Source organism: Rhodovulum sp. 12E13 (genome assembly GCF_003340565.1).
In the GTDB taxonomy this organism is placed as follows: domain Bacteria; phylum Pseudomonadota; class Alphaproteobacteria; order Rhodobacterales; family Rhodobacteraceae; genus HLUCCA09.
The window spans coordinates 1-22,010 of the sequence record NZ_QPLK01000037.1; the positions used below are offsets into that span (position 1 = coordinate 1).

Annotated in this window: 18 protein-coding genes and 1 pseudogene; 4 read left to right on the forward strand and 15 right to left on the reverse strand. The window is 68.3% G+C overall.

What is annotated here, in order from left to right; genetic code table 11:
- The 10 genes and pseudogenes from DLJ49_RS22585 to DLJ49_RS19075 all read right to left on the reverse strand — a co-directional run.
- Positions 1-221: pseudogene (locus DLJ49_RS22585) on the reverse strand (hypothetical protein); the annotation flags it as partial.
- Between the two features lie 380 nt (positions 222-601).
- On the reverse strand, positions 602-1,291 hold the full coding sequence (locus DLJ49_RS19035; RefSeq protein WP_115395111.1) for an aspartate/glutamate racemase family protein: 690 nt from the start codon (positions 1,289-1,291) through the stop codon (positions 602-604).
- Positions 1,288-1,815 carry a nucleoside deaminase gene (locus DLJ49_RS19040; RefSeq protein ID WP_115395112.1) on the reverse strand — a complete coding sequence of 176 codons (528 nt, stop codon included), beginning with the start codon at positions 1,813-1,815 and terminating at the stop codon, positions 1,288-1,290. Before DLJ49_RS19040 ends, DLJ49_RS19035 begins: the two co-directional genes overlap by 4 nt.
- Positions 1,812-2,777 (reverse strand): ABC transporter ATP-binding protein, encoded by a 966-nt coding sequence (locus DLJ49_RS19045; protein WP_115395113.1) that lies wholly within the window; start codon positions 2,775-2,777, stop codon positions 1,812-1,814. Before DLJ49_RS19045 ends, DLJ49_RS19040 begins: the two co-directional genes overlap by 4 nt.
- Positions 2,774-3,742, reverse strand: coding sequence for an ABC transporter ATP-binding protein (locus DLJ49_RS19050; RefSeq protein ID WP_115395114.1), 969 nt, complete (start codon positions 3,740-3,742; stop codon positions 2,774-2,776). Before DLJ49_RS19050 ends, DLJ49_RS19045 begins: the two co-directional genes overlap by 4 nt.
- The gene (locus tag DLJ49_RS19055) at positions 3,723-5,168 is read right to left on the reverse strand and encodes a chlorohydrolase family protein (RefSeq protein ID WP_115395115.1); all 1,446 of its coding nucleotides are present in this window, start codon (positions 5,166-5,168) and stop codon (positions 3,723-3,725) included. Before DLJ49_RS19055 ends, DLJ49_RS19050 begins: the two co-directional genes overlap by 20 nt.
- The gene (locus DLJ49_RS19060) at positions 5,165-6,346 is read right to left on the reverse strand and encodes an amidohydrolase family protein (RefSeq protein WP_115395116.1); all 1,182 of its coding nucleotides are present in this window, start codon (positions 6,344-6,346) and stop codon (positions 5,165-5,167) included. The genes DLJ49_RS19055 and DLJ49_RS19060 overlap by 4 nt, the downstream gene beginning before the upstream one ends.
- A 4-nt stretch (positions 6,347-6,350) precedes the next feature.
- Positions 6,351-7,334, reverse strand: a complete 984-nt coding sequence (locus DLJ49_RS19065) for an ABC transporter permease (RefSeq protein WP_233489279.1) — start codon at positions 7,332-7,334, stop codon at positions 6,351-6,353.
- Positions 7,327-8,319 (reverse strand): ABC transporter permease, encoded by a 993-nt coding sequence (locus DLJ49_RS19070; RefSeq protein ID WP_115395117.1) that lies wholly within the window; start codon positions 8,317-8,319, stop codon positions 7,327-7,329. The genes DLJ49_RS19065 and DLJ49_RS19070 overlap by 8 nt, the downstream gene beginning before the upstream one ends.
- Before the next feature lie 83 nt (positions 8,320-8,402).
- A complete protein-coding gene (locus DLJ49_RS19075) occupies positions 8,403-9,980 on the reverse strand; it encodes an ABC transporter substrate-binding protein (RefSeq protein ID WP_115395118.1) in 1,578 nt (525 codons plus the stop codon).
- Between the two features lie 171 nt (positions 9,981-10,151).
- Here DLJ49_RS19075 and DLJ49_RS19080 point away from each other — a divergent pair, with 171 nt between their 5' ends.
- Together DLJ49_RS19080 and DLJ49_RS19085 are read left to right on the forward strand one after the other, a co-directional pair.
- A complete protein-coding gene (locus DLJ49_RS19080; RefSeq protein ID WP_115395119.1) occupies positions 10,152-10,844 on the forward strand; it encodes a GntR family transcriptional regulator in 693 nt (230 codons plus the stop codon).
- Positions 10,841-11,500: a flavin reductase family protein gene (locus tag DLJ49_RS19085; protein WP_115395120.1), complete on the forward strand. Its 660-nt coding sequence runs from the start codon at positions 10,841-10,843 to the stop codon at positions 11,498-11,500. Before DLJ49_RS19080 ends, DLJ49_RS19085 begins: the two co-directional genes overlap by 4 nt.
- 452 nt (positions 11,501-11,952) lie before the next feature.
- On the opposite strand, the gene DLJ49_RS19090 is transcribed toward DLJ49_RS19085, so the two are convergent.
- The 5 genes from DLJ49_RS19090 to DLJ49_RS19110 form a co-directional block, all read right to left on the reverse strand.
- Positions 11,953-13,809 (reverse strand): TniQ family protein, encoded by a 1,857-nt coding sequence (locus tag DLJ49_RS19090; RefSeq protein ID WP_115395121.1) that lies wholly within the window; start codon positions 13,807-13,809, stop codon positions 11,953-11,955.
- On the reverse strand, positions 13,806-14,834 hold the full coding sequence (locus DLJ49_RS19095; RefSeq protein WP_115395122.1) for an AAA family ATPase: 1,029 nt from the start codon (positions 14,832-14,834) through the stop codon (positions 13,806-13,808). Before DLJ49_RS19095 ends, DLJ49_RS19090 begins: the two co-directional genes overlap by 4 nt.
- 3 nt (positions 14,835-14,837) lie before the next feature.
- A complete protein-coding gene (locus DLJ49_RS19100; RefSeq protein WP_115395123.1) occupies positions 14,838-17,105 on the reverse strand; it encodes a Mu transposase C-terminal domain-containing protein in 2,268 nt (755 codons plus the stop codon).
- Entirely contained in the window at positions 17,102-17,794 is a 693-nt protein-coding gene (locus DLJ49_RS19105) for a PDDEXK family nuclease (RefSeq protein ID WP_115395124.1), read from the reverse strand. Before DLJ49_RS19105 ends, DLJ49_RS19100 begins: the two co-directional genes overlap by 4 nt.
- Before the next feature lie 405 nt (positions 17,795-18,199).
- Positions 18,200-18,652, reverse strand: coding sequence for a hypothetical protein (locus tag DLJ49_RS19110; protein ID WP_147277356.1), 453 nt, complete (start codon positions 18,650-18,652; stop codon positions 18,200-18,202).
- A gap of 240 nt (positions 18,653-18,892) precedes the next feature.
- Here DLJ49_RS19110 and DLJ49_RS19115 point away from each other — a divergent pair, with 240 nt between their 5' ends.
- Together DLJ49_RS19115 and cas3 are read left to right on the forward strand one after the other, a co-directional pair.
- The gene (locus DLJ49_RS19115) at positions 18,893-19,222 is read left to right on the forward strand and encodes a hypothetical protein (protein WP_115395126.1); all 330 of its coding nucleotides are present in this window, start codon (positions 18,893-18,895) and stop codon (positions 19,220-19,222) included.
- Between the two features lie 227 nt (positions 19,223-19,449).
- On the forward strand, positions 19,450-22,010 hold a 2,561-nt coding region (gene cas3, locus DLJ49_RS19120), incomplete at its 3' end, for a CRISPR-associated helicase Cas3' (RefSeq protein ID WP_199533445.1).

The window sequence follows — 22,010 nt, forward strand, 5'->3', positions numbered from 1 at the left end:
CCATTCGGTGCCACCGTCGGGCAGGCGCCACGGCGTGCCGCGACCGAGCAGATATTTGCGCTTTCCCTGCGCGTCGATGATGCGAAACCGCTGCTCCCATCGGCACAGGGTCTCGGCCGATTGCGCGCCGCGTCGCCCTCCACCGCCTGCAGAAGGAGCTCGGCGAGCCGGTCGGCCCCGAGATCTGCGGGGTGCTTCTTGTTCAACGTCTCGTACGCCACCCGGCCGACCCCTTCCGGGCCGGGCGTTACCTTCGCGGCCCGCAGGCCGAAAGGCGCATCCTCTGCGTTTCGTCCTGCGGGAACGCCGGCGCCTTGAGCGGGACGGCCGGGCTCCGGAAGACCCGCCAAGGCCGGGCCGGGGCCTGCCCTCCGCGGGCAGATCCGGGGGGTGCACCGGCCGAGCTATATGGATCGCTTCCGCCGTTTTCACCTGATACCATTGTCTAATTAGTATATATTAATCAAATACGTAGAAGGGAATCTGCATTCCGTAAGGCACATCGGGACGGGTGAGGGGCGTTACATCACCCCGGGACGCCAGTGCCGCGCCAGCGGCTTCTTTCGGGACCGCTCGCGTCGACGGGCGTGAAGCGCATGATCTAACGGCACTGCCTTGACGCGTGCCGCTCCAACAGTGCCAACGCGAGAGCCTGGCTCACGCTGCAGTCAAGAGAGTCAAGCAACGGAACGGCAAATTCATCCCGGAGTTCGTCGGCGAAACCGATGAGACCTGCTCCGCCAATCACGACAACGTCTGCTCCGCAGGCCGCCGCTTCGACCACGGCGCGGTGGACCTCAGCGCGCGCCGCCGCGCGGTCTCGCGCGATCGCGTCGCCAGTCGGATCGATAGTATGGATCCCACTCAGCCTTGAGGCGAGCCCGATCTCCGCGACGAAGCGCTGAAGTATCGGGCCCCAAGCCCGCCCCCCGCTCACGATCCCGAACTTGCCTCCCTTCTGACAGGCAAGGTGGCAGGACGCTTCCGCCATTCCGACGACCGGACACGACAGCTCAGATCTCAGCGCGTGCACTCCCGGGTCGCCGAAGCAGGCGACGACGAGCGCATCGGGCCGTTTTTCCGCGACGAGATGGCCCGCACGTCGCTGGATGGCCGAGGCGGCCTTGCCAAGTGTGGCCATGTCCGAGATGTAGGTCGCGCCATTCGCCATCGTGGCGCCGCGGCATCCGTCGTGCAGGCGGCGGGCCGCGGCGACCATCCGCGTCGTCATCGCAGTGTCGGTGTTTGCGTTGAGCAGCAGAATGTCTGGGCAAGCCCCCTCCGGCATCATGGCTGCCCCGGCATAACCTCGCCACGATGGCGCGTGACGGCCTGTGTCGCCCAGCGGTCGAGGATATCGGCGGCTTCGGCGTCAAGCGTCTGGGCCGACGGCATCCGCCGATCGTCCACGGGGTGGGCGCATGCTTGGGTTAGCGCGTCGACATCGATCGGAAACCTGACCTCTTCCGGCAAGGGGCCGAGAATGGCCCCGGCCTGCGCCATGTCGGCGGCGTAGTAGAGCCGCGATATCCGTGCGATCTCCATCGCCGCGACGCAGAGCGCGCAGGGCTCGCAACTGGTGTAGAGATCGCACCCCGTCAGATCGACGGTCCCGAGCCTGCGGCAGGCGTCGCGGATCGCCTCGGTCTCGCCGTGCGAGGTCGGGTCATGGGTCATCCGTGAGCGGTTGATCCCCTCGCCCACAATCTGGCCGTCGCGCACGACGACAGCGCCAAAGGGCTCGGTGCCGGGCGTCTCGAGCGCCTGCGCCGAGATCTCGATCGCGCGCCGCATGAAGGTCTCGTCGTAGCTCATCGGGCGGTCGCCCCTTCGGCGGCGAAGCAGGCGACGCGCCCGCCGAGGATCTCGGGGCGCCGGGTGGGCCGGTCGCTGCGGCAGCGGTCCATGGCAAGGGGGCAGCGCGGGTGGAAGCTGCAGCCCGCGGGCGGTGCCACCGGCGAGGGCACCTCCCCGCCCATGGGCTTGCGCGCACGGTTCGGGCTCTCGAGGTCGGGGATCGTCTCCAGCAGCATCCGCGTGTAGGGGTGCAACGGCCGGGCGAAGAGATCGGCGGTCGGCTGAATCTCGACGATGCGACCGAGATACATCACGGCTATTTCGTCGGCCATGTGGCGCACGACCGAGAGGTCGTGGCTGATGAAGAGGTAGGTCAGGCCGAACTCGCGCTGCAGCCGCTTCATCAGGTTCAGGACCTGCGCCTGAACGGAGACGTCGAGGGCCGATGTGGGCTCGTCACAGACGAGGAACTCGGGCTCGCCGGCCAGGGCCCGGGCGATCGAGATGCGCTGCCGCTGCCCGCCGGAGAAGGCGTGAGGGAACTTTACGGCGTCCCCCGGCGACAGTCCGACCGTCGCCAGCAGATCGGCCACGCGCGCCTCGACCTCGGCATCGCCGGTCTCGGGGCGTAGAGTGCGGATCGGCTCCGCCACGATCCGGCCGACCCGCCAGCGCGGATTGAGGGAGGCATAGGGGTCCTGGAAGATCATCTGCATCCGGTCCCGGTCGCCGTGGAAGCGGATCCGGCCCCCCGAGGGCGGGTAGAGGCCGGTCACCAGCTTGGCGATGGTGCTCTTGCCGCAGCCGGACTCGCCCACCAGCGCGAGCGTCCGGCCGCGGCGGATGCGGAAATCGACGCCGTCGACCGCGCGCAGGATGCGCCGGGGCTGGCGTTCCAGCACCCGGTTCAGCCACGGGGCCGACACGTCGAAGCGCCGCTCCAGCGCGTCGGCCTCGAGGATCGCGTCGGTTCGGGTCATGCGGTGCCTCCCTCCCGTTCGAGCCAGCAGGCCGCGCCCGGCCCCGCGATACGCGGCACCTCGCGCCGGCAGCGCGGGCCGGCCTCGCCGCAGCGCGGGTTAAAGGCGCACCCTGGCGGTACCGCGTCGAGACGCGGCATGGAGCCGGGGATCATGCGCAGTTCCTCGACATCCTTGCGCAGGCTGGGGATCGAGCCCATCAGTCCCGCGGTGTAGGGATGGCGCGGGCGACGCACGACCTCGTCCACCGGCCCCATCTCGGCGACGCGGCCGGCATACATCACCGCCACGCGATCGGCCGTCTCGGCGATCACGCCCATGTCGTGGGTGACGAGCATCACGGCGGTGCCGCGCTCTGTGCAGAGCTGGCGCAGCAAGGCGGTGATCTGCGCCTGGATCGAGACGTCGAGCGCCGTGGTCGGCTCGTCCGCGACGATCAACTCGGGCTCGGCGCAGAGCGCGAGCGCGATCACTACGCGCTGTCGCATGCCGCCCGAGAATTGGTGCGGATAGCTGTCCATGCGGTCCTCGGCGGCCGGTATGCCGACCTCCTTCAGCAGCGACAGGGCGCGGGCGCGCGCCTCGTCGCGGCTAAGCGCGGTGTGCAGGCGGATCGTCTCGACCAGCTGGTCGCCGATGCGGAACAGCGGGTTGAGCGAGGTCAGCGGATCCTGGAAGATCGCACCGATGCGCCGGCCGCGCACCGCCTCCATTGCACGCTCGGGCAGGGTGTCGATGCGGTCGCCCGACAGGTGGATCTCGCCGCCGGCGATCCGGCCCGGCGGCTCCAGCAGGCCGAGGATGGCGAGCCCGGTCATCGACTTGCCGGCGCCGCTCTCGCCCACGACGCCGAGGATCTCGCCCCGCCGGATCGACAGCGAGACATCGTCGAGCGCGGTGAGCAAGCCACGCCGCGTCGGGAACTCGACGCGCAGGTCGCGCACGTCAAGAACGGTGTCGGTCATGCGTCCTCCTCCGGTAGCTCGGCACGAAGATCTCCGACAGCGGCGGATGCCCGAGCGTTCGCTCGGGATACTGTGCGATCAGGCGATCGAACTGCGCCTGCGCGCGGGAGCGGTCGGAGGCGGTGTCGACGCCGGGAATCTCACGGTCTCGCATCACGCGGCGGCCATCGATCCAGACGTCGCGCACGTCGCGCCCCGAACAGGAGGTCAGGAGCGTTTGCACGGGGTCGGGTGTCTGCAGCGCCGCCGACAGGTCGATCACGGCGATGTCCGCCTTCGCGCCCGGCACGAGACGGCCGAGGTCGTCACGACCCAGCGCCCGGGCCCCGCCCAGCGTCGCGGCGTCGAAGAGCGCCTCAGAGCGGACCGACTCCGGCCCATCGGCGATCCGCGCCATCGTGACGCCCAGGGCCATGTTGAGGATCATGTCGGGCGGCCAAGTGTCGGTGCCCATGCCGACGGTCAGCCCCATCGACAGGCAGCGCGGCAGCGACCGCAAAAACCCGCCATGCCGGGCCGAGACGAGCGGGCAGTGCACGAGGCTCGCGCCGGCGTCGCGGATCGTCTCAAAATCGGCGCCGGTGGCATGAGTGCCATGGGGCAGAAGCCAGAGCGGGCCGAGCGCGCCCTCGCGGGCCAGATACTCGATCGGGGTGCAGCCGTGCTGGTCGCGCACCAGCCCCAGCTCGGTCTCCGACTGCAGGCAGTGCTGGCGCACCGGTGCCCCCATCTCGCCGGCCAGCGCGGCCGTGCGGCGCAGCAGCGCCTTGGTGCAGGTCTCTATCCGGTCTGGCGCGAACATGGCCCGGATCCGGCCGCCGGCTCGCCCGTCGATGCGCGCGGCGAAGGCGGCGGCGTCCTCCAAACCGGTCAGCCCGCGCGCCTCGTCATATACGGCCCGGATGGTGCCGGTGGCGTCCACCACCTGCCCGCCGGTGCGATAGGCGGGCCCGAGATAGACGCGCAGGCCGAGGGCTTCGGCCGCGTCAGCGGCGGCGTCGAACTCGGCGACCGTCTCGCTCCACTCGCGGTAGAACAGCGAGGCGATGGGCAGCGCGGTGGTGATGCCGTTGCGAATGAGTTCGGCGAAGGCGAAGCGCTTCTGGAAGGCGAGCTCCTCAGGCGAATACATCTCGTAGGGGCCACGTTCGAGGTAGCTGTCCGGCCAGACCCGCCCCTTCTTCCAGCCGGGGAAGTTGTCGAAGCCGAGGATCGTGGTGTCGAGATCGGACAGCGCGTCGAGATCGACGAAGCCGGGCGACAGGATCGCCTCGCCGTAGTCAATCCGCTGCGCGTCCGTCGCGGGCACGGGCCCGACATACGCCACTCGGTCGCCCTCTATAAGGACGGCGCCGTGCTCGTGGACGACATGCGCGCCGTCCTCGTAGCCGATTACCCAGCGCGCGGTCAGCAGCGTGCGCGTCATGGTGCGGCGACCACGCAGAGGCCATCGCGCGCGGTGACGCGGCCGCCCTTCAGCACGAGCTTGCGGGGCGCGCGGCTGGCGACCGCCTCGGCCAGCGTCTCGCCCTCTACCAGTACGGCATCGGCCAAGCAGCCTGGGGCGATGCCGTAACCCTCGATCTCCATGATCTCGGCCCCGCCTTGGGTGCAGATATGCAGCGCCAGTTCGACCTCGTCGTCGCGGCGCAGGTTGTTGCGCAGCCCGATGAACATCGCGCGCTCCAGCATGTCGCCGTTGCCGTAGGGGCCCCATGTGTCGCGGATGCCGTCCGAGCCCGAACCGGTGAGGATGCCCGCCGCTCGCAGCTCCTTCACCGCCGGTACGGTCGTCGCGGCGGGCGCGGTGGTGACGACGTGGATGCGCTCCTCGGCCATTTGCTCCTGCAGCGCGGTGACCTGCGCGCGCTCCGGCGCGCCAAGGCAGAAGGCGTGGCTGACGGTGACCTTGCCCTGCATGCCATGGGCACGCGTGCGCGTCAGGATTTCCTCCATCGAGAACCAGCCGAGTGCACCCTGCTCGTGCAGGTGGATGTCGACGGGCTTGCCGTGCTTCTCGGCAAGGCCGAAGATCGCGTCGAGATGCGCCCGCGGGTCGCGGTCGATGCCGCAGGGATCGAGGCCGCCGACCACTTCCACACCCATCTCCAGCGCCGCGTCCATCAGCTCGACCGTGCCAGGGCGGGTGATCATGCCTGATTGCGGGAAGGCGACGATCTCGATCTCGACGAGGCCGGCGAGCTTCTCGCGGGTGGCCATCACGCCCTCCACCCCGGCCAGGCCGTGATGGGTGTCGACATCGACATGGCTTCGGATGTGCGTCGTTCCGTAGCCCACGGACTGGATTGCCTGCCGCTCGGATTGCACCTGCGGATGGAGGCCGAGCGAGACCTTCACCTCGCGCTCGTTCGTGATCTTGTCGATCAGCCGCGGCCCCACCTCATTGCGATACCAGGGCAGGCCCAGCAGCGACTTGTCGAGATGGGTGTGCGCCTCGACGAGCCCGGGGATCAGGATGCGCCCGCCACAGTCTATCACCTCGGCACCGGCCGGCGCGGTCTCGGCGAAGCGCCCTCCTGCTACGGCGAGGTCGGTGACGGCGGCGCCCATCGGGCGGACATGGCGCAGGATCAGGTCGGTCATGGTCTCACTGAAGCTTGGGGTTGAGCGCGTCGCGCAGCCAGTCGCCGATCATGTTGACGCTGAGCACGATCAGGCAGAGCTGCACCGCCGGAAACACGACGATCCACCACAGCCCGGAGAACAGGTACTGGTTGCCGATCCGGATCAGCGTCCCGAGCGAAGGCTGGTCGGGCGGCATGCCGACACCGAGGAACGACAGCGTTGCCTCCGACAGGATCGCGAGCCCGAAATTGAGCGTCGCGGCGACCATGATCGGGGTCAGCGTGTTGGGCAGGATGTGGTGGAGCATGACGCGCCAGGATTTCACCCGGATCAGACGGGCCGCCTGCACGTATTCCTTCTTGCGCTCGACCATGGCCGAGGCGCGCACCGTGCGGGCGTATTGCACCCAGGACGGCACGGCGATGGCGACGATCAGGATCGGCGCGGCCAGCACGTCGCGCAGCCCAGGCGGCAGGGCGGCGCCGGCCATGGCCGAGATCAGGATCGCGATCAGGATGAACGGCATCGACAGCAGAACGTCGCCCACCCGCATGATGACGTTGTCCACCCAGCCGCCGAAATAGCCGGCGATCAGGCCGAGGCTCAGCCCCACGGCGAGGGCGAGGATCACCGAGGCGAAGCCGATCACCAGCGAGATGCGCGAGCCATAAAGGATCGCCGACAGGATGTCGCGCCCCTGCACGTCGGTGCCCAGGAGGTAGGGCCATTGCCCCGCCGGATTCCAGATCGGCGGGATCTCGGAATTGATGAGCTGAAGGGCGGCGAGGTCGTAGGGATCCTGCGCGGTGATCCAGGGCGCCAAGATCGCCGTCAGCGTGAGCACCGCAAGAAGCGCGGCGGCGAAGATCGCGCTCGGGTGGCCGCGGAAGGAGTGCCACAGGTCGCTGTCGCGCATCCGCGCCCAGAGCCCCGGCTCCGGCGGAAGCACCGCCGCCGCGTGCGTGAGCGGCTGCGCCTGCGCCATGCGCTCGGACCGGTCAGCCATTCGTGCCTCCCACCTCGGCGGTGTCGTCGCGCAGGCGCGGGTCGACCCAGGCATAGGTGACGTCGACCATTGTGTTCAGCGTCACGAAGATGAAGGAGACAAGCAGCAGGTAGGCGGCCATGACCGGGATATCGACGAAGGTCACGGCCTGAATGAAGAGCAGCCCCATGCCCGGCCACTGGAACACCGTCTCGGTCACGAGGGCGAAGGCGATGAGATTGCCGATCTGCATGCCCGTCAGGGTGATGACCGGCATCAGACAGTTGCGCAAGGCGTGCACCCAGTGAACGCGCCCGCGCGGAACGCCGCGCGCGCGGGCGAATTTGACGTAGTCCGTCCGCAGGGTCTCGAGCATCTCGGCGCGCACGAGGCGCATCACGAGCGTGATTTGGAAGGTCGCCAGCGAGATCGCCGGCAGCACCAGCGCCGCCCGCCCCGACGGCGTCAGCAGCCCCGTCGACCACCAACCGATATCGACCGTCTCGCCCCGCCCGAAGGCCGGCAGCCAGCCGAGCGTGACCGAGAACGCGAGGATCAGCAGGATGCCGACGACGAAGCTCGGCAGCGACACACCGACGATCGACCCGAGCTGCAGCATGCCGGCCAGCCGGCTGTCGCGGTGGATGGCCGTGATCACCCCCAGCGGAATGCCCACGACGAGCGAGATCACGGTCGCGACCAGAACCAGTTCCAGCGTCGCCGGGAAGCGTTCGCCGATCAGCACCATCACGTCCTGCTGGTTGCGGTAGGAGATGCCGAAATCGCCCTGCACCGCGTTTGTCACGAAGCGGACGTACTGCGTGAGGAAGCCATCGTTCAGGCCCAATCGCTCGCGCAGTTCGGCGCGCTCGGCCTGCGTGGCCTGTTCGTTCACCATCATCTCCACCGGGTCTCCGAAGGAGCGGAAGATCAGGAAGGCGAGGAACGCGACGGCGAGCATCACGAAGACGGCGTTGGCTGTTCTCTTGACGAGAAAGGCGAGCACTGCGGCGATCTCCCTGGCGAGGGCGGGGCCGGGCGAAACGCCCGGCCCCGTCTGGATCGGAGGGTTGGAAGAGGGCGTGGGCGTCAGCTGTCGCCGTTCATGCGGGCGAACCAGAGCCGCGGCTTGTTGTCAGGGAATAGCGGCATCTCGGTGACGCTGTCGGTGACAGCCCAGGCCATCGGCTGCTGGTGCAGCGGCAGCATGATGTACTCGTCCTTGACGATGCGCAGCGCCTGGTTCTGCAGGTCGAGACGGGTCTCGACGTCGAGCTCCTGGCCCGCCTCCTGCACCAGCGCGTCGAGCTCGGGATAGGACCACCCGCCCCAGTTGAAGACGCCGGAATTCCCTTCCTTGCTGTGGAAGATCTGCAGCAGCGGCGAGTAGCTGTCGAGCATGGGCAGCGTCGCCCAGCCCAGCGTGTAGATGTCGGTATTGCCGTTGGTGCGCTTGGGCGTCTGCACCGCGCGGGGGGCGACGTCGAGCTGCGGCGACAGCCCAATGCGGCTCCACATCGACGCGATGGCCTGACAGAACTGTTCTTCGTTCACGAGCCCGTCCGACAGGCAGTTAAATTCGAACTCAAGCCCCTCGGGCACGCCGGCCTCGTCCAGGAGCGCGCGCGCGCCCTCTGGATCGTATGCAGGAATCGTATCCAGATCTTCGCTGTAGCCCGGGATCGGCGGCGCGACCGTGGCCCCGGCAATCCGGCTCTTTCCGCGCATGACGCGCTCGTGAAGCAACTCGAGGTCGATCGCCTTGTAGAGCGCCTCGCGCACCTCCTTCGTCGCGAAGGGGTTCGGCTCGCCGGAAACAAGGGTCTCGCGGAAGGGGAAGCCGATCATCACCGTGCGCAGGTCGACCCCCTCGAGCACCTCGACATTCGGCGCAGCCTCGAGCCGCGGCAGATCCTGCACTGGCGCGTCGTTGGTGAAGTCGATCTCGCCCGACAACAGCGCCGCCACCCGCGTCGCGGGCGACCCGACGGGGCGCAGCACGAAGCCGTCGAGATTGTGGGCCGGTTCATCCCACCATTCTGGATTGACCGTGAAGACGGTCTGCGCGTCGGGCTGGCGGCTCTCGACGATGAACGGGCCGGTGCCGTTGGCATTGTAGGTGGCGAAGCCCTCGACGCCTGCGCCGATGTCGGTGGGCAACTCCGCTCCGTTCTCGACAAGCCATTCCTTGTCGAAAATATGAATGTTCGTCAGGTCGTTGAGCAGTAGCGGATAGGTGCCGTTCAGGGTGATGTCGATCGTCAGGTCGTCGACCACCTCGGACGAGACATAGGCCGGCAGGTTGCCCTTGAGCGGCGACGTCTCGTGGCTGACCCGCTCCAGCGAGGCCTGCACGTCCTCGGCGGTGAAGGGGTTCCCGTTGTGGAAGGTCACCCCCTCGCGGAGTGTGAAGCGCCAGGTGATCTGGTCATCGAGGATCTCCCACGACGTCGCCAGCGCCGGCTCGATCTCGAGGTCACGGTTGTACCGGACAAGGCCCTCGTAGACGTGATTGAGCACGTTGATGGTGAAGCTGTCGCCGTAGGAATAGGGATCGAGCGAGCCGATATCCCGGTTCGCGCCCCAGTCGAGCACGTTCTGGGCGACGGCCGGCCCCGAAAGGATGCCGGCTGCGGCCGTGGCGAGCAGAAGGGTTCGGTGGGTCATGGGTAGTCTCCCTGCTGACAGTCGGTGGGTCGGATTTGATATAATAATTGAATACGATCTGTCGTCCTCACTGCCCGGACTCGCTTGACATTGCAAGCAAATTGTATCCATTCAGAAGTCCAAGGTGAGTACATCTTGCGAAAACGCACACTTTGAGGGCATCGGTTGGGCATGAGCGATCACGACAAGAGCACCAACTCGCGCACCGTTCATGACCTGCTGCGGCGCGCCATCATCGAGCAGGCGCTGAAGCCCGGGATGCGGCTGCCCGAGGATACGGTCGGCGAGCAGTTCGGCGTCAGTCGTACGATCGTGCGGCAAGCGCTTGTGCGACTGGAAAGCGAGGGATTGGTCGTCACGCGTCGCAACCGGGGCGCCTTCGTCGCCGAACCGACGCTGGAAGAGGCGCGCCAGGTCTTTGAGGTTCGGCGCTGCCTCGAGACGGAGGTGGTCCGCAAGGTCGTCGAGCGGATGCCCGAGGCCGGGTTCGACCAGCTCGAAGCGCATGTCCGGGCGGAGCAGTCGGTCAGAGGCAGGGACGGTACGGTATCGATCAGGCTCGCGGGCGAATTCCACACGCTTCTGGCCGAGCTAAGCGGCAACGCCGTGCTTGCGCGTTACGTCATTGAGGTCGTGCAGCGTTGCTCGCTCATCATGGCGATGTATGCGCGCACGCATTCGACCGATTGTGCCGTCGATGAGCACTCCCAGATCATCGCCGCCCTGCGCGCACGGGACGCCGAAGCGGCCATCGCCCTGATGGATCACCATCTCGGCGCCGTCGCGGATCGCGCCGATTTTGATCGGACGCCCGACACGGTCGCGTCGATCTTGTCCCGCTACGGCAAGGAACTGGCCCAATGACCCATCATGCGATCCGCTTTGCCGATCTCACCGAACGGCAGGCCTACAAGGTAATGATCGGCACGGTGGTGCCGCGTCCGATCGCCTGGGTCACAACCGTCTCGCCCGAAGGCGTCGCCAATGCCGCGCCTTACTCGTTCTTCAACTGTCTGTCCGCCGATCCCCCGATTCTCGCGCTCGGGATCGAGAACAAGCCCGACGGGCGATTCAAGGATACCGCCTGGAATATCCGCCGTACCGAGGTCTTCACGGTCAACATCTGCGACATGGCGAACCTCGTCCCGATGTCTGCGACCGCCGCAGGCTTCGAACCGGAGACCGACGAGCTCGCCATGGCCGGCCTCGCTGCCGTTCCCGGCACGATGATCGATTGCCCGCGCATCGCCGAAGCGCCGGTGGCGTTCGAGTGCCGGCGTCATGTCTCCATCGCGGTCAGCGGCGCGCGCGAGATCATTCTCGGGCGGATCGAGATGGCCCATGTCCGCGAGGACATCATTGACCTCGACACGCATTACTCCGACGCCCGGCGCCTCGACGCAGTCGGGCGGATGGGCGGCGACGGGTACTGCTCGACGCGCGATCTGTTCGACCTCGCGACCCCCTCCGTCGCAGAGGTCGAAACTGGCAGGCTCAGGCGGACAGGTTCGACTGACTGATGTCGTCGGCATAATGTGGGTCATTGCTGGGTCGCGGCGCACGCGCCGCCACTTGGCGTTTCCGCTCCCCGATCCTCCAACCGCCTGTCTTCAGTTGATCGAGCGCCCGGGTGGTGTGCATGCCGACGACCTGCGGGCGGTCGGTCTTCTCCTTTATGTCTGTGCACTCACGTCGGTACCGACGTGGCACAGAACTCGTGAGCCTGCCTCGGCCGCGCCCTCGCGCATGCCGCCCGGATGGAATGGCCGGCCCTCGTCAGTGCGGCCGCTGCGATCGAAAACTCGCGCGTCGGCATCGCACCCTGCTCGCATTGTGGACGGCGCGGCGCGCGGCCGGGCGGCTCCGACGGCCGACGGTGGGCCGTGTGCATCAGGGAACCCTGTGCACACGACCTCTGCCGCCCGGTGCCGGTCGCCTCGTCCGTGCCGGTATTCCGTGCGCGCGGTGACGTCTACGGGGTGCGGAACGCCGCGGGCAGGTCGGCGATCCGGTAGAGCTGGATTCCGAGGTCCCGCTTTCGGAAGACGGGCTTCACCCCGGCGGAGTTGAGGCGACGGCCGATCTCCTCGAGCTTGAACTCGCGCGCGGCCTGTTCCGCGATGCGCGGCACGGTCGTGAAGTCCGCCTTGAACGCCTCCAGGTCCTCCCGGCGGAACCGGTGGAACCGGTACGACCCGTTTTCTCCCTCTATCGTTATCGCCGGAATGGTGGCCTCCTCCTCCGGCTCGTCGACCAGCGCCCAGATCGATGCCGGCGGCATCTTCAGGATGCCGAAGGCCTCCGTGGCCGAGATCCCGACCAGCGTGCGGGCCGCCGCCTCGCGCACCTCGGCGGGGTCGACCAGGAGGCCCGCGATCCCGTCCGGGGCCCGCAGCCGCTGCACCCGACGCAGAAACCCGCCGAGGATCAGGTGGACGATGTCGATCCCCCGCACCCGCGCCTTCTCGGCGGCCTTGGCGATCGGGACCATTCCGGGCTCTGCACGGTCGACCGGCGCTGCCGCCGCGCGGACCCTCTCCAGGAGCGCGTCCACGGCGGCTTCGGGGACGGCCTTGCGCAGGCGCCCGCCGGCGCTGAGCGCGTCCATCGCGACCTGCGGCAGCACGCGCTCGCGGATCAGGTCGTCGGCGAGGGGACGGCCGCAGCCCAGGGCCTTGGGGACATTGATCACCAGGATCGCGGCCCCGATCGCGTCGGCGATGCGCGCGCCTTCCTCCGCGTCGAAGGCGTGGTGGTACTCGTACTCGCCCTTCCGGATGAGGCCCCGCGCGAGCAGCGCGTTGCACAGCGTACGGGCATCGACGCGCGTCTCCTCCGAGAGCGACCGGGTCGTGTGCAGCCGCCGCCGCTCGAGCGTGTGGCCGAGCACCGTCGCACCGGCGGGATAGGCGATCGTGTCGAAGATGGCCTCGCGCAGGATCCGCTTGATGTCGCCCGGATCCTTGTCGCCATTCCCGTAGGCCAGCCATTCGTAGAGGCGGCCGTAGACCGCCTGCGGGCCGGGCCTGCTGCGCCGGTAGGTATAGGCGGCGTGGACCGTGTCGAGCGCCTCGCGGATGCCGGCCTCGCCGCGCGCGGTGTAGGCATGACCCGCGCGTCCGGCCGCGTCCCAGTCGTCCTGGGTAAAGCGCTTGAGGTTCGGTTTCGCGCCGAACGCGACCACCACGCCCAGCATCTCGGTCGCGCGCACGGCCTGGTCCAGCGTCTGGCTGTCGAGCCAGGCCGGCCCGGGTTCCCCGGCCAGCCGCGCGGTCGCGTAGGCCTGGAGCGGCGAGATCGACCGGGGCGCGAGACCGGCGGCGAGCGCCTCCAGCGCGGCGCCGCGCTCGGGCACGCGCAGGTCGAGCTCCTGGAACTCGTCCGACCAGCGGGATTTCTCGCGGCGCAGGAGCGGCAGCCCATGGACCGGGCAGGTCCGCACGACCGAGAGGCTCCAGAGAAACCGGCCCCTGCGGCCCGGGCCGCCCGCGGCCCGCGCGACGTCGTCTTCGTGCAGGCACAGCGGACAGAACACGGTGGCCGGCCGCGACAGGACCTCGGCCGAGATCGGGTCTCCGCGCAGGAGGTACCGGCGCTTCGCGACCTTGCGGGGCACGTTCGCGAGGACCGGCTCGGGGTCGACCCGGGCGAGCTCGCAGAGCGTGCGGACCTCCGCCTCGGCGCCGGCGACATAGCGCATCGGGTCGATCCCGAGACAGCCCAGGAACGGCTGGACGCGGCCCTCGATGTGGAGGGCGGCGAGACGGCCCGCGAAGGAGAGATGCGTCTCCTCCGGGTCGAAGGGCAGATGGGGGTGAAGCCGGCTCATGGGCGGGTCTCCTTCCTTGCGGGCCGCTTGCGCGTCCCGGACGGCTCGGGGTCAGGGTCTCGGTCGGGGTCAAGGTCGAGCTCGATGTCGGCGTAGCTCGGGGCGAGGAAGACGTTGCCCTCGGGGTCGCAGCCCTCGTGCATGGCGAAGGCGTCGGCGAAGTGCTGGATGTCGAGCTGGCGGTGGCCCTCGGTCAGCGCCTCCTCGATCGCGTTGATGGTCATGTCGAGGCAGCGGCCGAACGCGCCGCGCGCGCCGTGGATCAGGCGGCCGACGAGATCGCCGCGGTCGGGCGGTTCGAGCCCGGCCTTGGCGCAATAGGCCTCGATCAGGCCCCGGAGCTCGTCGCCATGCACGGCGTCGCAGAGGACGGGCATGTGGAGTTTCGTCAGACGCCGGCTGGTTTCCGGGTCGATCTTCGTCATGTCGAACAGAAGCCGGGTTCCCGACAGGATCAGGACGACGGCCTCGTCGCCCCCCTGCATCAGGCTCTTGAAGGCGTCGAGGATCTCCCGGACGTCGCGATCGGCCCCTGTCCGGAAGAGGTTGTGCACCTCGTCGATCCAGAGCACGACGACCCCGCGCGTCTTCAGCCGGATCCGCGCGAGATCCCAGATCGCCCACCGTTCCGCCGGGAGCCTGGCGACCGGAAGGCCGCAAGCCTTGATGATCGTCAGGCCGAGGCTCTTCAGCGTCGCGGGGCTGGGCACGCGCACGAACAGGCAGGTGAGCGGGCCGTCCGTGGTCCGGTCCAGGAGCTCGGCGGCGGTGCCGACCCCGAGCGCCGGGGTCCGCTCGATCGCTTTTCCGATGAGCCAGTTCTTGCCCGCGCCGGACGGGCCGGTGACCATGATCCCGCCGGATTCCCCGCTGCGCTGAAGCGCCGGCTGCGCGAGGGGGGCGCCCGCGTCGTCGTGCGCCAGGCGCCGGTGGAGATGACGCCGCATGGCGTCATCCCGCTCCGAAAAGACGTACCTGGACCGGAGGTCGGCGATGATCGCCGACACCGAATTGCCGTCTGCCATGGCTCAGTCCTCCATCCGGAAGCCGGAGCCCGGCTGGCGCTTCGCCCGGTGCGGCGGCGTCGCCTCGGCCGCGTCCGGGGCGGGTGCACCCTCCGGCGCGTGCGGGGCGGGTGCCCCCTCCGGCGCACCAGCGGGCGCCCCGGCCTTCTCACGGGCGTCCGCCCCGGCGCTCGCACCGGCGGTCTTGTCCGCCGCCGTCTCCAGGGGGATGCCCAGATCGTCGCCGGACGGCGCCTGAGGCGCGGCCGTCGTCTCGCCGCCCACGTCGAAGCCGACGAGGAGGTTGTTCTCCTCGCGTTCGAGGCGCGCCGCCGACCAGTCCTCGGCCACCAGGTTGACGCGCGCCCGGGCGGTGGCATCGAGCGCCTCGATGTCCCGGATGGCCTTCAGCACGATCTCGTCGCTGGCCTTCTGCCCGGCCTTCTTCGCCGCGCGCAGGCGTCGGGCCGCAGCGAGCCAGACATTCGCGTGGACGCCGTCGAGGCCGGGCAAGAGCGACGGAACGGCGCGCCATTCGCCGCCGAACTCGACCTCGATCGCGCCGATGTCCTCGCGGTACCAGCGGACCTTCACGCGCTTGTCGTGGGCGTGCATGCGCCAGCGCTGCAGCTCCTCGGACTGGTACCAGATGCCGAAGACCCGGATGCCCTTGCGGCCCACCGTGCGCTCGAGCCTGGTCCCGAAGACGAGGCGGCGCCTGCGCAGGTCCGGAGGCGGCAGGACGCCGTAGGTCTCGACCAGCTCGGTCCAGCGCTCGAGCGGCGTGCTGCCTTCGAGGCCTTCGTGGGGCGAGTTGTGGTAGATGTCGACGACCCAGCGCACCAGCGCGACCACGAGATCGTCCAGCGTGAGGGCAGCCTGCCCCTCGGAGTCGTAATCGCCGCGCATCACGACATTGGAGAAGGACCGGCCGGAGAGCCGCGGCAGCAGGTCGAACGCCATCGTGTGGAATACCCGCTCGATGCGACCGCGCAGGTGCGGCTCGCCGGCGATCGCGAGCGAGTGCCCGGCCCGGAGATCGGCGACGGCCTGGCGGAACGCGAAGGCCTTGAACGCCGGCCCGGTATCCGTGACGACCTCCTCGGGCGTGCCGGCCATGTGCCAGGGGCTGAGGGCGCCGACGCCGTCGGCCCACTGCCCCTTGTCGAGCGTGCACATGTGCAGGGTCTCGATGGAACTCGCCGAGCCGGGTGCCCGGGTGAGCCGCAGGCCCACGATGCAGCGGGACGCGGCGCAGAGCGCGGCGGACACCCACCAGCGCTGCGTGGACCCGTCGAGGCCCATGCGCATCCTGTCCTCGTCGTCGATCAGGTCGAGCAGGCCGATCGACGACAGAAGCGTGAACAGGTCGATCTCGTACTCGTCGATCTCCACGCGCTCGAGCGGCCGCGTGACCTCGACCCCGGTCTTGACCGGCCGGTGGCGGCGACGCGCGGCCTCGAGACCGAGGCGCGCGATATCGAGATGGAACGGGTCGAGCTTGCCGATCGCGCGACGCACCGCTTCCCGGGACGGCACGGGCAGGGGAGCCAGCCCCTCGGCCTCGCGCTTCTGGTTCTCGACCCTGAAGCGGTTCCGGACGTTCTGGAAGATCACCTTCTTCGTCGGGCACTGCGGCGAGGCGAAGCGACGGACCTCTTCCATCAGCGGCCCCATCACCTCCGCCGAGAACTTGCTGGTGTGGTTGCCGCTCCGCTCCCAGCGGTCGACGAGGCCGGACAGCCCCTCGCGTTCGTAGTTCCCGACCCACCGGAACAGCGTCCGCGGATGGGGCGCGTGGTATCCCGCCTCCTTCTTTTTGTGGGCCCTGCGCTTCGTCGGGCCGTTCCTGGTGCATACGTGGTCTTGCAGGAAGGCCTTCGCCTTCTCCTCGATTTTGCGGACCTTCGCCTCGATCGACCCGTAGGTCCGCTGGACGGCGCCCTCGCGCTCGAGTTCGAGGAACGCCTCGCAGAAGGCTGCGCGCACCCTGACCCTGTCCTGCACGTCGCGCTGGAGCGCCGAGATCGGGTCGAGGGTCGTGGCCGACAGCACCCCGAGCGCGCCCTCCGGGCTGTACTTGCCGCGGTTGTGGACGATCGCGCCTTCCGCGGCGAGCCGGCTGAGCTGCGCGTGGGTGAAGCACTCGGCGATCTGTTCGCCGGACATGCGGGTGAGGATCCAGCCCTCGGTGTTCCTGCTCACGGGGCGGAACGGAATGCGGTCGATGACGATCTCGTCGTCGCGCGCGAAGGCCAGGCGGGGGACGAATGCGGGGGCGGGGGCGTTCATTGCTCGGTCTCCTTCCGACGAACGAGGCTTGCGGGGGTGATGCGCTCATGGCGGATCGGGCGAAGGCGGTCCTGCGCGAGCAGCCGGACCAGGGCGCGGAAGCCCCGCGCCCCGAGGCCGATGCGATCGGTCAGATCCCGGATGGGGACGGCGCCGAGCAGCGGCGCGACGACCGTCTCCGCGGCGATGTCGGCCTCGGGATCGGCCTCGCGCATGGCGTGGAAGAGCCTGGCGTTGTACAACTCGACCGGGTCGACGTCGCGCTCCGTCCAGATACGGACCGCGTCGGCGAAATCGGGCTGCACTTCCGCCGCGATGGGGCGCATCTCCTCGAGATGCTTGGGCAGATACTTCGTCATCTTGACGGAGATCGCGGTGCAGCGGCCATCCGTCCGGGTCAGCCGGAGATCGAAGAAGTGGACCTGGCGGGTGCCGTACTCGAACCTGACCTGCTCCTCGAGCAGCGCCGTGTCCGGCCGGGCGCCCAGGATCAGCGCCGTTTTCTTCTCCAGGTCGCTCTCGGTCTGGATGACCCGGCCGGGGCTCACGCCGAAATTGCCGGTCCCGGGGACGGCGCCGTCGTTGCCGACGATATGGCCGACGAAATGCCGTTTCGAACGCTTCGCGACGTTCCGTCCGGCAATGGAAGGCTGGGGCAGCGACATGCCGCCATTCGATGTCTGATGCATCGTCGTCTCTTCTGTTGTGGGTGTGGGGTCCTCGGCGGCCTGGGCCGCCCGCCGGCGTCACGCGGTGCCGGCGCTACCTCTGCTGTCTGCGTGCACTGGTCTGGCCCTTGATCCTCTCCCCGGTGCCGCCCGCGTCATGGCGGGCCGCGCTCCCCGGGGCGGGCGGATCCTGATCGTGGCCGGGTCTGTCACCTCCGAATTCGGTCCTGCGATATTCGGGATCTGGAGACGCCCATGGCGAAGGCGGATCGTCTGGGAAACTGACTCCCTCACGGAGCAAGGTGCTGTTTTCATTGCGTTCTGTTCTTGGCCTGTCAGGCGGCCCAGAAGGGGCCCCGAAGAAAAATTTCGGCAGCCCGGAGAGAGTCCGAACCGGCCCGCGGCGGACGCCCTGGCGGGACCGCCTCAGGCGCCGTCATCCGCGACACCGTCGCCGGCAGCGGCCGCGCGCCGTCGGGCCAGCTGTGCTTCCGCCTCGAGCCGGTCGGCGACGGCCTGCGCCTCGCGCTGGAACCGACGGAGCGCGTCGCGGATGCAGCCGATCCGGCGCCCTGTCTCCGTGCCGCCGACGAGGTACCCCTCGCCCTGCTCCGTCCAGCGCCGGACCGGCGCCCCGCCCGCCCGGGCCATGGCGGCCTGCAGGCGCGCGATGACGGCGTCGGCCGTACCGAGGACGTCGGGTTCGAAGCACCCGCGCCGGTCGAGCTCGGCGAGGACGCGGGCGAGCGGCACCCGGTCGACCATGGGAAGGGCGGAAAGGTTCTCCCGGCTCGCCGCGATCAGCGCGCGGTGTGCCGCGACTGCCCGCGTCGCACGATCCTGGATGGAATGCGGGTCTCGCCTGTTCGGACGGTGCATGGTCTGCCTCCCTGGCATGCCCCCGGCGGGATGCCGGGCGCTTCAAGGGATGGCGCGCGTCCCGCGCCATCTGCGAGACAGGCTCCGCAGGCCGAGGCCCTCGGCCCCGATGTGGCCGGAGCACCGCCGACGCGGCGTCCGCATCTCGCAGGCCGGCCCTCGGTCGACCGGCGTCAAGGCAGCCCGTCCGCACCGGGCCTCGACAGCGATATTGGCCAGGCGGCACAGACACGAAGCGGGATGGAGAATATTTTCCAGCCGGTCACCCGCGCCGGCATCGGAAGGGTCGCGGAGCCGGTCGTTCGGTGCCGGGCGGGTTCGCGCATTACGGCCGCTGGGGCCATCCTCGAGGCCACGATAGCGGCGGTGCACGACAGCCACGCATCCTGCGCGTTTCCGCGCAGCAGCTACGCGAGGCTGCTCGGCGAGGGATGGCAAGCGGCGGGCGCCCGCGTCGCCATGCGGATGGAGACGCCCGAGCCCTACGCCCTCACGGCCGGACAGCCGCACGGCGCTGACGATCAGCCGGCGCGTCGCGGCCGGAATGTTCAGGCCGAATACCAAACGTGAGCCACCGCCTGCGGCCGACCTCCCATTTTCGCGGCGCCAGCCCCCATGCCGGTTCGTCGCTCGCCTGGATGGCTACTCTGATCTTCGGCGTCGTTTTCTTTTGTGACGAGCGATCAGCGTGGTTGCCACCCGTCCCGAATCTACTTCAGGATCGAGCCTGATCTGAGTAGTATCCGACAGCGAGGGCCTATGTGGTCATCTGGAACTGGACACTTGAAGGCTGAAGAGTGATTGACAATTATCCCCCACCTGTTCTTGACTGGCCGGGTAAAAGCCCACCATTTCCCGGCGCGATTGAGCATCCAGCAATCTACCATATGATTGATGTTGGAGCAGTTGCCGAGAAATTGGCTTATGACAAGCCTCGGCGAAATGCTCTGGCGCTCTGTGCAGCGCTTCATGATCTCGGCAAGTTCAGCGCAAGTTTTCGTGCAATGTTACGCGATGGGGAACCTCAAAGCTTCAGTCATTGGAAAATATCTGAGTACCTCCTGCGCGAGAACGACGACCTGCTCGCGTCGGTGCTTGGGGGTGAGGGAAAGAGATCGCGCCGGGATCTCTATGCCGCGATCGCCGGTCACCACGGTCGCCCGCCGCAGACCCAGAACAAGGACTTTCCAAGGATGCGCCTTGCGGTTGGCGATGAGGCAAGCCGCGAAGCGCGTGCAGCAGTCGTGGCACTGATTGCGCTGTGGCCTGACGCATCACCGATCGCAGAAGCGTGTGATCGAACTGCACTGACTTGGTGGTTACCCGGATTCATTGCCGCGGCCGACTGGCTGGGATCCAGTGCGGACTTCTTTCCCCCATGCGCACCCGGTCCGTCCTTCGCAACTTATCTGGAGACAGCGCGCGCCCGTGCTGAGATCGCTCTCGACGAGGCGGGGCTGAGGCGCCCTTCAGTCGGCAGGGCCGCGCTTCTTCCGCATTCATGGAAGCCGCGGCCGATGCAACAGCGCGCGGCCGAGGTCGCGCTGCCTCGGGGCCCGGCCCTCGCGCTCATCGAGGACGAGACAGGCGCCGGAAAAACCGAGGCCGCCCTGATCCTGGCACAGCGCATGTTGGCCGAAGGCAAAGGCGATGGAATTTACATCGCCTTGCCGACGATGGCGACAGCCAATGCGATGTTTGCACGTACTTCGGAGATACTGGGAAAACTTTATGCGGGCAGACCGACACTCGCGCTCGCTCATGGTCGGGCGCGTCAGTCCGAAGCGTTCCGGGCACTCATTGGGGCGGAGGCACGGGGCGAGGACTCGCCTACCTGCACGACCTGGCTGGCGGACGACCGCCGCAGGGCCTTGCTCGCTACCGTGGGTGTCGGAACAATCGACCAGGCCCTCCTGTCTGTTCTTCCCACGCGCCATGCGCCGCTTCGGCATTTCGCGCTTTCAAGCAAGGTTCTGATCGTCGACGAAGTTCACGAACTGGGAACCCCCTACATTCTCGAAGGCGTTGGTCGGCTGCTCGAAGCGCATCGCGCAAACGGGGGGTCGGCGATCCTGATGACGGCGACCCTCCCCAAGGCCCAGCGGAGCCGCCTCTTCGCAGCCTGGCAGGCGCCGCCGCCCAAGACCGACGCGTATCCGGCTCTTTCAGTCGCCGGGGGCGAGGAGATCACGGATCTTCCCCAGGAGACCGGACCACGCGGGACGGTGACCGTCACTCGGGTGGAGAGCGAGAACGCGGCCTTTGAGAGCATATCCGAGGCTGCAGCGAAAGGCGCGGCCGCGGTCTGGATCCGCAATGCCGTCGACGATTCCATCAACGCTTTCGAGGCACTGAGGGAAAGGAAGATTGATGTAGCCCTGTTACATGCGCGGTATGCGCTGTGTGACCGCCTCCGCATAGAGAGCGAAGTGCTTGCGACATTCGGAAAGCACCGGCTCGATCGCCCCGGTAAGGTCCTGGTCGCCACGCAGGTCGTGGAGAGTTCCCTCGACCTCGATTTTGACCTGATGATATCCGACCTCGCCCCGGTGCCCGCTCTGATACAGCGCGCAGGTCGGCTCTGGCGGCATATGGCGCGGCGGCCTGCGGAAAGTCGTGCCTTCGAATCGCCTGAGCTACAGGTGCTCTCTCCCGATCCGAGTGTTGTCGACGACAAGCGATGGCTGGCGGACGTGCTCGATCGGGGCGCCTGGGTCTATCCGCTCGACGTGCAGTGGAGAGGCGCAGGAGCGCTCTTTGCCGCCGGTCGGATTGAGGCGCCGTCGCAGCTCCGGGCTCTCGTCGAGGCGGCGGAGCACGATGGCGAGGTTCCTGCTCCCTTGCAGGACGCAGAGCTGGACAGGCTGGGATCTGAAAAGGCGGAACGTACCCTCGCAAAGCAGAATCTGCTGGACTTCACGCGACCCTACCGCGATGCGACAGGCTTCGACAGCGATGGGGAGTTTCCTACGCGTCTTGGACGGGAGCAGCGAAAGTTGATTCTCGCTCGCCCCGATCTCTCTCCGTGGAGTGGCGGCGACTGGGATGCCGATAGCTGCCAGCTCTCAGAAGTCAGCGCGGATGTCCGTCGGCTGGCCCGCCTGAACCTGCCGGACCAACTCGATCCCGCCCTTGCGAGTATCCGCCGCAAATGGCCCGAGTGGCGCCAGAATACGGTGACGCTCTGCCCCGTGGCAGAGGATGGACGCATCTGCGATGGACTGTTCTATGATCCCGCCTTATTCATCGAAATCGGGGGTAATGGCTGGCGTGCCCGCGAAAGCTCTGTAGAATCAAGTTGCTACACCAAGTCCGACAGCAGCCCTCGGAGCACGCCATGGGTGAAACGCTACAGCCG